This window comes from Piscinibacter sp. (assembly GCF_050175855.1).
Classification (GTDB): Bacteria; Pseudomonadota; Gammaproteobacteria; order Burkholderiales; family Burkholderiaceae_C; genus Piscinibacter.
Genome location: NZ_JBFXIO010000183.1, coordinates 1 through 9,837 on the forward strand (window position 1 = coordinate 1; position 9,837 = coordinate 9,837).

The window sequence follows — 9,837 nt, forward strand, 5'->3', positions numbered from 1 at the left end:
GCCGATGCCGTGGCGCGCGCCACCAGCGAGGTGATCCGCATCGCCAACAGCCGAGCCGGCGAGGGCTTCGTCGCGGTCAGCGCCGATGCGCGCAAGAAGTTCTGGCTCGACCGCAAGCGCACCGCCGAGATCAGCAAGCACACCAACGCCTTCAAGATCAACGAGGACGTGGTGATCCCGCTGCCGCGCATGGGCGAGTACACCGAGGGCATCGAGCGCATCAACATCGAGCTGAGCCTGCGCAACAAGCTGGCGACGGTGGATGCACTGGAGGCCTTCTTCCTCGGCGGCAGCCTGCCGCTGGGCAAGAGCGACGATGCGGTGGAGATCGCCTCGGCCGAACTGCTCGAGGACCGCGTCCAGCAGGCGCTGGCGCTGCTGCGCGAGGTGCGCGGGCTGTGGCGGCAGTGGATGGCCAATCTCGACGTCGTGCAGCCCGAGACGGGGCGCACGGTCTTCGCCGACCTGCAGGACCACACGCTGCGCGCCTCGTGGAAGACGCAGATCCGTGCGCCGCTGGCGAACATCTTCGCCGGCGCAGCGCTGGCGCCGATCGTCGACGAGTGCCAGAAGATCCACGACCGCGTGCTCAAGGGTCGCGTCTGGGTGGCGTTGCACATGCATGCCGGCGACGGCAACGTGCACACCAACATCCCGGTCAACAGCGACAACTACGAGATGCTGCAGACCGCGCACGAGGCGGTGGGCCGGATCATGGCGCTGGCGCGCAGCCTGGGCGGCGTGATCTCCGGCGAGCACGGCATCGGCATCACCAAGCTGGAGTTCCTCAGCGACGAGGAACTGGCCGGCTTCACCGAGTACAAGCGCCGCGTCGACCCCGAGGGCCGCTTCAACAAGGGCAAGCTCTTGCGCGGCGGCGAGATCAAGGCCGACCTGACCAACGCCTACACGCCGAGCTTCGGGCTGATGGGCCACGAGTCGCTGATCATGCAGCAGAGCGACATCGGCCAGATCGCCGACTCGGTCAAGGACTGCCTGCGCTGCGGCAAGTGCAAGCCGGTGTGCGCCACCCACGTGCCGCGCGCCAACCTGCTGTACAGCCCGCGCAACAAGATCCTCGCCACCTCGCTGCTGATCGAGGCCTTCCTCTACGAGGAGCAGACCCGCCGCGGCATCAGCATCAAGCACTGGCAGGAGTTCGAGGACGTGGCCGACCACTGCACCGTCTGCCACAAGTGCGCCAGCCCCTGCCCGGTGAAGATCGACTTCGGCGACGTGTCGATGAACATGCGCAACCTGCTGCGCAAGATGGGGCAGAAGAGCTTCCGCCCCGGCAACGCGGCCGCGATGTTCTTCCTCAACGCGACGAACCCCGAGACCATCCGCCTCATGCGCCGAGCGATGGTCGACGTCGGCTTCACCGCTCAGCGCATGGCCAACAACCTGCTGCGCGGTCTGGCCAACCAGCAGACCGCTGCGCCGCCGGCCACCGTGGGCCCGGCGCCGGTCAAGGAGCAGGTGATCCACTTCATCAACAAGAAGATGCCGGGCAACCTGCCCAAGCGCACCGCTCGTGCGCTGCTGGACATCGAGGACAAGGCCTACGTGCCGATCATCCGCGACCCGAAGACGACCACCGCCGACACCGAGGCGGTCTTCTACTTCCCGGGCTGCGGCTCGGAGCGGCTGTTCTCGCAGGTGGGCCTGGCCACGCAGGCGATGCTCTGGCACGCCGGCGTGCAGACGGTGCTGCCGCCGGGGTATCTGTGCTGCGGCTATCCGCAGCGCGGCAGCGGGCAGTACGACAAGGCGGAGAAGATGATCACCGACAACCGGGTGCTCTTCCACCGTGTCGCCAACACGCTGAACTACCTCGACATCAAGACCGTGGTGGTCAGCTGCGGCACCTGCTACGACCAGCTGCAGGGCTACAAGTTCGAGGACATCTTCCCCGGCTGCCGCATCGTCGACATCCACGAGTTCCTGCTCGAGAAGGGCATCACGCTGGACGGCAGCGGCGGCTACCTGTACCACGACCCCTGCCACTCGCCGATGAAGCTGCAGGAGCCGATGAAGACCGTGAAGGCGCTCGTCGGAGAGAACGTGCGCAAGAGCGAGCGCTGCTGCGGCGAGAGCGGCACGCTGGGCGTGACGCGGCCGGACATCTCCACCCAGGTGCGCTTCCGCAAGACCGAGGAACTGCGCCGCGACGAGGCGGCGCTGCGCGCCTCGGGCGCCGTGGCAGGGAAGGGCCCGGTGAAGATCCTCACCTCCTGCCCGAGCTGCCTGCAGGGCCTGAACCGCTACGCCGGCGACCTGCAGAACGGCCTGCTCGAGGCCGACTACATCGTGGTCGAGATGGCCAGCCGCATCCTCGGCCCCGACTGGCTGCCCGACTATGTCGAGCGCGCCAACGACGGGGGCATCGAGCGCGTGCTGGTCTGATCCCTCGGGCTACTGCTCGGCGGACAGGCCGCGCTCCTTGATGAGCGCATGCCAGAAGGTGGTTTCCTTCTGGATGAACGAGGCCAGGGCGGGGCCGTCGCTCGGCAACACCTCGAGGCCGAAGTCCTCCAGCTTGGACTTCACCTCGGGCGTGGTGATCGCCTTGTTCATCTCCGCGGTCAGTCGCGCGACGATGTCGGCCGGCGTGCCCTTGGGCACGAACAGGCCCTGCCAGGCCGTGACCTCGAAATCCTTCACGCCCAGCTCGTCGAGCGTGGGCACGTCGGGCAGCGAGGCGATGCGCTTCTTCGACATCACGGCCAGCGCCTTGACCTTGCCCGAGCGGATCTGCGGCAGGCCGGCGGCGGTGTCGAGCACCATCATCGGCACCTGGCCGGCGATCACGTCCTGCACCGCCATCGCCGTGCCGCGGTAGGGCACGTGCACGACGAAGGTCTGCGTGCGGCTCTTCAGCAGCTCCATCGCCAGGTGGTGCGGGCTGCCGATGCCGGGCGACGCATAGCTGAACTTGCCGGGGTTCTTCTTCAGTGCATCGAGCCACTGCCTCGCGTCGCTGAAGCCGGCCGACGGATTGACCGCCACGATCAGCGGGAAGCGCGCCATGAAGCCCACCGGCGCAAGATCCGTCGGCGAGTACGGGATCTTCTTGTACATCGCCTCGTGGAACACCATCGCGCCGTTGTCGCCGGTAACGATGGTGTAGCCGTCGGCGGGCGACTTGGCGGCGTTGTCGGTGCCGATGATGCCGGCCGCGCCCGGGCGGTTGTCGATCACGATGGTCTGCCCCAGCTGCCAGCCGAGCTGCGGCGCGAGCTGGCGCGCGAGAAAGTCCGAGCCGCCGCCGGCCGGATAGGCCACCACCCAGCGGATCGGCTTGGAGGGCCAGGCCTGCGCCTGGGCGGCCAGGGGGGCGAGGGCGGCGAGGGCGAAAGCGCCGAAGGTGCGGCGGGTGAGGAAGAGGCTCATGACGTCGATGCGGGGCCGTGACGGAGCGGCGATCTTAGCGGCGACAATAGGCCCCTCCCACCATGATTGCCCGCGCCTGCCGCTTCCCGCCCACCGGTGCCCTGCGCCGCCTCGGCCGCGCCTGCGCCCTGGTGGCGGTGCTCGCCCTGCCGTCCGCCCCGAACGCCGCGCCGAGCCTGCCGGAGCCGCTGCGGCCGCTGCTCGAGCGCTCGCTCGACGACCCGCGTGAGGCGCTGGCGCTGGCCGATGCCACGCTGGATTCGCTGGACTCCGAATCACGCTTCTGGCAACTGCTCGGCAAGGCGGCGGTCTACACGCTGCTCGATCGCCCGAGCGACGCCCAGCGCAGCGTCGACGAAGCGCGCGCGCGGCTCGGCCGCGTGCCGACGGCCACGCCGCGCCACCATCTCTGGCTGGAGGCCTATGCGATCGGCTCGCTGTTCCGGCGCGAGGAGTCTGCCAGCCTGATCGCGCGCAGCGTGGAGTTGCGGCGGGCCGCGGCCCCGCTCGGTGACGAATACCTGCTGTGCGAGATCTCGGCCGGCGACCTGTTCCTGCTGCGCGAGACCTACGCGCTCGACGAGGCCTGGCGCGTGGCCGAGGAAACCGAGCGCTGCGGCCGCAAGCTGGGCCAGCTGCACCTGGAGACCTCGGCGCTGATCGCGATGGGCAGCATGGCCAGCTCGCTGTCGGGCAAGGCGCCGGCGGAGAGCTACTTCGAGCGTGCGCTGGAGGTGCTGGGCGTGCTGCCGGCGCGCTTCCAGCGGGGCTGGATCGAGTGGGAGATGGGCAACACGCTGGCCCGGCTCGGCCAGACCGAGCGCGCGGCGCGCTGCTTCGAAGCCTCGCTGTCGCGCAGCCGGGAGATCGGCGACGCCACCGGCGAGGCCATCGTCACGCTCGACCTGGCGGCGCTGCGCCTGTCGCAGGGCGAGCCGCAGCGCGTGATCGACCTGGTGCGCGGCGTGCTGCCGGCACTCGGGCAGACCGAGGCCCCGGCGCGGCTGGCACTGGCCCGCGGGCTGCTGATCGAGGCACTGGCGCAGCTCAAGCGCCCCGAGGTGCTGCAGGAAATCGACAAGGCGAGGGCGCTCGAGCGCGCCGTGCTGCCCGCGCCCGATCGCGCACGGCTGCTGCAGCGGGTGGCCGAAGGCCATGCCTCGCAGGGCCAGTTCGCCCAGGCCTATGCCGAACTGCGCCGCGCCAACGAAGCGCTGGCGCTCGGCCAGCAGTCGAAGCGCGATGCCCAGCTGCTGCGCCTGCAGGCCCGCTACGAGATCGCGCGCCGCGAGGCGGAACTGGCCGACCTGCGCCACCGCAGCGAGGCCGATCGACTCGCGCTGCAGGCGCGCGAGGCACAGCAGCGCGCGCTGTGGGCGGCACTGGCGGCGCTGGCGGGCCTGGGCCTCGCCGGCGCGTGGATCGGTCTTCGCGCGCTGCGCCGCCGCCGGCAGCTCGCCGAGCTGGAGCTGCGCGACGAGCTCACCGGCATGCCCGATCACCGCGCCGTGATGGCCTTCGCCCAGGAGCAGTTCGACCTGTGCCGCCGCCTGGGCATCGAGCTGAGCGTCGCGCTGGTGAACCTCGACCACTTCAAGGCCATCAACGAGCGCCATGGCCAGACCACCGGCGACCGCGTGCTGCGCGCATTCGCGCAGGCCGCCGGCCAGGTGCTGCACGGCCAGGAGCGCCTGGGCCGCTTCGACGGCGACCAGTGGCTGCTGGTGATGCCCGGCACGGCGATCGACGAGATGCCGGCGCTGTTCGAGCGGCTATCCGCAGCGATCGCTGCGCAGTCCATCCAGGGGCTGTCCCAGCCGCACGGCATCACGCTGTCGATGGGCGCCGCGTCGCTCGGCGATGCCTTCGATTCGCTGGAGTCGCTGATGGAAGAGGCCGATCGCCAGCTCCATCGCGCCAAGGCCGAGGGCCGCGCCTGCGTGCGCTGTGCACGGGCCGGCCGCGCCGACGGCGGCGTCGGTGCGGCGGCCGGCGATCGCCGACGGGCGCGCCAGGCGGTCTCGGTCTAGCGGGCCGTTTCGATGGCGCACGACTTCGCCCCGCGGCCCGATGCCGTGCCCGGCTGCGCCCTGTGCGAGCAGGCCGGGGGTGTCGTGCTCTGGCAGGACGATGCCTGGCGCGTGATCCGGGCCGAGGATGCCGACTTCCCGGCCTTCTACCGCGTCGTCGCACAGCACCACATGGCCGAGTTCTCGGCGCTGCTGGCGCCCGAGCGCGCCCGCTGCATGGACATCGTCTGCGCGATCGAGCGCGTGCTGATCGAGCAGTTGCGGCCGGCCAAGATCAACCTGGCCGCGCTCGGCAACATGGTGCCGCACCTGCACTGGCACGTGATCGCGCGCTTCGACTGGGACAGCCACTTTCCACAGGCGGTGTGGGGGCCGCGCCAGCGCGAGGTCGACGGCGGCGCGCCGGCCCGGCTCGGCATGCCGCTGCACGACCTCGATGCCTGCGTGGTGGAAGCGCTCGTCCGGCGCGACTGACCGGTATCAAAGTCCCTGATCGCATCGCGCAGGTCGCTTGGCTACACTGCGTCCGCTTCGTCACCACGACCCTCGCCCATGGCCGGCCTCAGCCCCGAAACACCCCAGCCCACCGACATCACCGTGCACCAGCAGTCGCGCGTGCTGGAGATCGGTTTCTCCGACGGCCGCAGCTTCCGCATTCCCTTCGAGCTGATGCGCGTCTACTCCCCCTCCGCCGAGGTCCAGGGCCATGGCCCGGGCCAGGAGGTGCTGCAGACGGGCAAGCGCGAGGTCGAGCTGACCGCGCTGGAGCCGGTGGGCAACTACGCCGTGCAGCCGACCTTCAGCGACGGCCACGACTCCGGCATCTTCTCCTGGGACTACCTCTACTTCCTCGGCGCGCAGCAGGACGAACTCTGGCAGCGCTACGAGGCCCGGCTGCGTGAGGCCGGCGTCGACCGCGACGCGCCGATGGCGGCTGCGGCCGCATCGTCCTGCGGACACCACCACTGAGCCGCGCCATGAGCGAAACCCATTTCGGATTCGAGACCGTCGAAGAGACGCAGAAGGCCGCGCGCGTGCGCGGCGTGTTCGACTCGGTGGCCGCCCGCTACGACGTGATGAACGACCTCATGTCGATGGGCCTGCATCGCGCCTGGAAGGCCTACACCGTGGCGGTGGCCAACCTGCGCGAGGGCGACCGCGTGCTCGACCTGGCCGGCGGCACGGGTGACCTTGCGCGCGCCTTCGCGCGCAAGGTCGGCGAGCGCGGCATGGTGGTGCACACCGACATCAACGAGGCCATGCTGCGCCGCGGCCGCGACCGGCTGCTCGACGAGGGCCTGGTGCTGCCGACGGTCATCTGCGACGCCGAGGTGCTGCCCTTCCCGACCGGCAGCTTCGACCTGGTCAGCGTCGCCTTCGGCCTGCGCAACATGACCCACAAGGATCGCGCGCTGGCCGAGATGAACCGCGTGCTGCGGCCGGGCGGGCGGTTGCTCGTGCTGGAGTTCTCCAAGGTGGCGCCGCCGCTGGCCAAGGCCTACGACTGGTACTCGTTCAACGTGCTGCCGCGCATCGGCCAGTGGGTGGCCGGCGACGCCGACAGCTACCGCTATCTCGCCGAGTCGATCCGCATGCATCCCGGCCAGGCCGAGCTGAAGTCGATGATGAAGAGCGCCGGCTTCGGCCACGTCGACGTGCACAACCTCAGCGCCGGTGTGGTGGCGCTGCACGTGGGGATCAAGTGCTGAGCTGTCCGCGTCCGGCGCTGCTGCTGGGGCTGCTGGCCGTGCTGCCGGCGAGCGCCTCGGCGGCGGCGATGACCGGGCTGTCCACCTCGGTGGGCCTGGCCGGCGCGCTGCTCGCGCTGCTGGCCTCGCAGCGCGGATCGCCGTCCAGTGCGGCCGCCGTGCTGGCGATCGCGGCCTTGCTGCTGCTGGTGGCCGTGACCGCGATGCACCTGCGGGCGCAGGGGCGCCGATTCCGGCCGGTGTTCGCCCGCCGGTACCTGCCGCAGCCGATCCTGGCGCGCGCAGCGGCAACCAGCCAGGACGAGCGTGCGCTGCTGCGTGCGGCCCGCCGGCAGTTCCTCGAGCTCCAGGCCGCCTGGGACGCCGCCGACCTGGAGACCCTGCGCCGGCTCACCACCGATGGCATGTTCGAGGAACTCGCAGCCCTGCTGCCCGAACGCGGCGGCCCGGTGAACCGCACCGACGTGCTGGCGCTGGAGGCGCACCTGATCGCACGCGACACCGTCGGCTCGCTGGAGCTGGCGAGCATCGAGTTCAGTGGCGTGGTCCGCGAGTCGGTTCAGGGCGACGCGCAGCTGCTGCGCGAGGTATGGATGCTGACGCGCAGCCGGCCCGGCGAGGCGTGGCGGCTGGCACGCCAGCAGGCCCTTCTCTAGACGAGGGCCGAAGCGCCTACAGGCGCCAGGTGCGGAAGCCCAGCGCGCCGAGTTCCGCAGGGTCGTAGTTCGACTTCACGTCGGCAAACACGGCCTTGTCGACCGCCTTCTCGGCGATCTTCTTCAGGCCCATCTCCGCATACTCCTTGTGCGAGACGGCCGCGACGATCGCACAGGCGCGCGGCAGTTGCTCCCAGGGCGTCAGCCGGATGCCGTATTCGTGCTCGCACTCGGCCGACTCGGCGATCGGGTCGTGCACGTGCACGCGGACGCCGAAGCTCTTCAGCTCGTTGATCACGTCGATCACCTTGCTGTTGCGCAGGTCGGGGCAGTTCTCCTTGAAGGTCATGCCCAGCACGATCACGTCGGCGCCCTTGACCGGCAGGTCAGCGGCGATCATCTGCTTGACCGTCTGCTCGGCGACGAATTTGCCCATGCTGTCGTTGATGCGCCGGCCGGCCAGGATCACCTGGGGGTTGTAGCCCAACTGCTCGGCCTTGTGCGTCAGGTAGTAGGGGTCGACGCCGATGCAATGGCCGCCCACCAGGCCGGGGCGGAAGGGCAGGAAGTTCCACTTCGTACCGGCGGCCTTGAGGACCTCGAGCGTGTCGATGCCGATGCGCTGGAAGATCACGGCCAGCTCGTTCATCAGTGCGATGTTCAGGTCGCGCTGGGTGTTCTCGATCACCTTGGCCGCCTCGGCCACCTTGATGGAACTGGCGGGGTAGACGCCGGCGGTGATCACCGAGCCGTAGACCTCGGCCACCTTCTTCAGCGTCTCGGGCGTGTCGCCGGAAACCACCTTGGTGATCTTGGTGACCGTGCGCTCCTTGTCGCCGGGGTTGATGCGCTCCGGGCTGTAACCGACGAAGAAGCCTTCCTTCCACTTCAGGCCGGAGTGCTTCTCGATGATCGGGATGCAGACCTCCTCGGTGGCGCCAGGATAGACCGTCGACTCGTAGACGACGATGGCACCCTTCTTGATGTGCTTGCCGACGCTTTCGGACGACTTCACCAGCGGCGTGAAGTCGGGCTGGTGCGCGTCGTCCACCGGTGTCGGCACGGCCACGACGATGAAGTCGGCCTCGCCGATCACCTTGGGGTCGGTGCTGCAGGTGAGCTTGGTCGCGGCCTTCAGGTCGGCGCTGCTGACCTCGCCGGTCGGATCGACATGGCGGCCGTAGGCGGCCACCTTTTCGGCAGATAGGTCGAAGCCGAGCGTGCGGTACTTCTTGCCGAACTCGACGGCGAGCGGCAGGCCGACGTAGCCCAGGCCGATGACTGCAATGGTGGTCATGTCTTTGGATCTGTCGACTTGTCTCAAACCTTGAAGTAGTCCCGGTACCACTGGACGAAGCGGCCGACACCGCCCCGCACCGCCGTGGCCGGGCGGAAACCGGTCCAGGCCTCGAGATCGGAGACGTCGGCCGAGGTGGCCGGCACGTCGCCGTCCTGCAGCGGCAGGTACTCCTTGATCGCGGTCTTGCCCAGCGATGCTTCGATGGCTTCGATGAACGCCATCAGCTGGACGGGGTCACTGTTGCCGATGTTGAACACCCGGTACGGTGCGTTGCTGCGCGCGGGATCGGGCGACGCGGCATCGAAGGCCAGGTCGGCGGTGGCCGGCCTGTCGAGCACGCGCACGACGCCATTGGCGATGTCGTCGATGTAGGTGAAGTCGCGCACCATCTTGCCGTGGTTGAACACCTTGATCGGCTCGCCGGCGAGGATGGCCTTGGTGAACAGGAACAGCGCCATGTCCGGGCGTCCCCAGGGGCCGTAGACCGTGAAGAAGCGCAGGCCGGTGGTCGGCAGCCCGAACAGATGGCTGTAGGTGTGCGCCATCAATTCGTTGGCCTTCTTGGTGGCCGCGTACAGGCTCACCGGGTGGTCGATGTTGTGGTGCTCGGAGAACGGCATCGCGGTGTTGCCGCCGTAGACGCTCGAGCTCGACGCGTAGGCCAGGTGCTGCACGCCGTTGTGTCGGCAGCCTTCGAGGATGTTGGTGAACCCGACGATGTTGCTGTCGATGTAGGCGTGCGGGTTGAC

At 69.4% G+C, this 9,837-nt stretch carries 9 protein-coding genes; 6 read left to right on the forward strand and 3 right to left on the reverse strand.

Annotated elements, in window-relative coordinates; genetic code table 11:
- Positions 1-2,406 (forward strand): DUF3400 domain-containing protein (locus AB7U92_RS14600; RefSeq protein WP_428578116.1); only part of this gene is annotated, 2,406 nt, incomplete at its 5' end.
- A 9-nt stretch (positions 2,407-2,415) separates the two neighbouring features.
- Here AB7U92_RS14600 and AB7U92_RS14605 read toward each other — a convergent pair.
- Positions 2,416-3,393 carry a Bug family tripartite tricarboxylate transporter substrate binding protein gene (locus AB7U92_RS14605; RefSeq protein ID WP_428578119.1) on the reverse strand — a complete coding sequence of 326 codons (978 nt, stop codon included), beginning with the start codon at positions 3,391-3,393 and terminating at the stop codon, positions 2,416-2,418.
- A 62-nt stretch (positions 3,394-3,455) separates the two neighbouring features.
- Between AB7U92_RS14605 and AB7U92_RS14610 the strand changes: the two genes are divergently transcribed.
- The 5 genes from AB7U92_RS14610 (at position 3,456) to AB7U92_RS14630 (ending at position 7,788) form a co-directional block, all read left to right on the forward strand.
- Positions 3,456-5,423: a diguanylate cyclase gene (locus AB7U92_RS14610; RefSeq protein WP_428578122.1), complete on the forward strand. Its 1,968-nt coding sequence runs from the start codon at positions 3,456-3,458 to the stop codon at positions 5,421-5,423.
- A gap of 12 nt (positions 5,424-5,435) precedes the next feature.
- A complete protein-coding gene (locus AB7U92_RS14615; RefSeq protein ID WP_428578125.1) occupies positions 5,436-5,897 on the forward strand; it encodes an HIT family protein in 462 nt (153 codons plus the stop codon).
- Between the two features lie 78 nt (positions 5,898-5,975).
- Positions 5,976-6,392: a gamma-butyrobetaine hydroxylase-like domain-containing protein gene (locus AB7U92_RS14620; protein ID WP_428578128.1), complete on the forward strand. Its 417-nt coding sequence runs from the start codon at positions 5,976-5,978 to the stop codon at positions 6,390-6,392.
- 8 nt (positions 6,393-6,400) lie between these two features.
- Complete coding sequence (gene ubiE, locus AB7U92_RS14625) at positions 6,401-7,132, forward strand: bifunctional demethylmenaquinone methyltransferase/2-methoxy-6-polyprenyl-1,4-benzoquinol methylase UbiE (protein WP_428578130.1); 732 nt, start codon at positions 6,401-6,403, stop codon at positions 7,130-7,132.
- Positions 7,126-7,788, forward strand: coding sequence for a TIM44-like domain-containing protein (locus AB7U92_RS14630; protein WP_428578133.1), 663 nt, complete (start codon positions 7,126-7,128; stop codon positions 7,786-7,788). The genes ubiE and AB7U92_RS14630 overlap by 7 nt, the downstream gene beginning before the upstream one ends.
- A 16-nt stretch (positions 7,789-7,804) precedes the next feature.
- On the opposite strand, the gene AB7U92_RS14635 is transcribed toward AB7U92_RS14630, so the two are convergent.
- Positions 7,805-9,085 (reverse strand): nucleotide sugar dehydrogenase, encoded by a 1,281-nt coding sequence (locus AB7U92_RS14635; protein ID WP_428578136.1) that lies wholly within the window; start codon positions 9,083-9,085, stop codon positions 7,805-7,807.
- Positions 9,086-9,108: 23 nt separating this feature from the next.
- Positions 9,109-9,837 (reverse strand): NAD-dependent epimerase/dehydratase family protein (locus AB7U92_RS14640; protein WP_428578139.1); only part of this gene is annotated, 729 nt, incomplete at its 5' end.

Coding starts and splice junctions, on each gene's coding strand:
- AB7U92_RS14615 (WP_428578125.1), top strand. CDS start 5,436: ATGGCGCACGACTTCGCCCCGCGGCCCGATGCCGTGCCCGGCTGCGCC.
- AB7U92_RS14610 (WP_428578122.1), top strand. CDS start 3,456: ATGATTGCCCGCGCCTGCCGCTTCCCGCCCACCGGTGCCCTGCGCCGC.
- ubiE (WP_428578130.1), top strand. CDS start 6,401: ATGAGCGAAACCCATTTCGGATTCGAGACCGTCGAAGAGACGCAGAAG.
- AB7U92_RS14620 (WP_428578128.1), top strand. CDS start 5,976: ATGGCCGGCCTCAGCCCCGAAACACCCCAGCCCACCGACATCACCGTG.
- AB7U92_RS14605 (WP_428578119.1), bottom strand. CDS start 3,393: ATGAGCCTCTTCCTCACCCGCCGCACCTTCGGCGCTTTCGCCCTCGCC.
- AB7U92_RS14635 (WP_428578136.1), bottom strand. CDS start 9,085: ATGACCACCATTGCAGTCATCGGCCTGGGCTACGTCGGCCTGCCGCTC.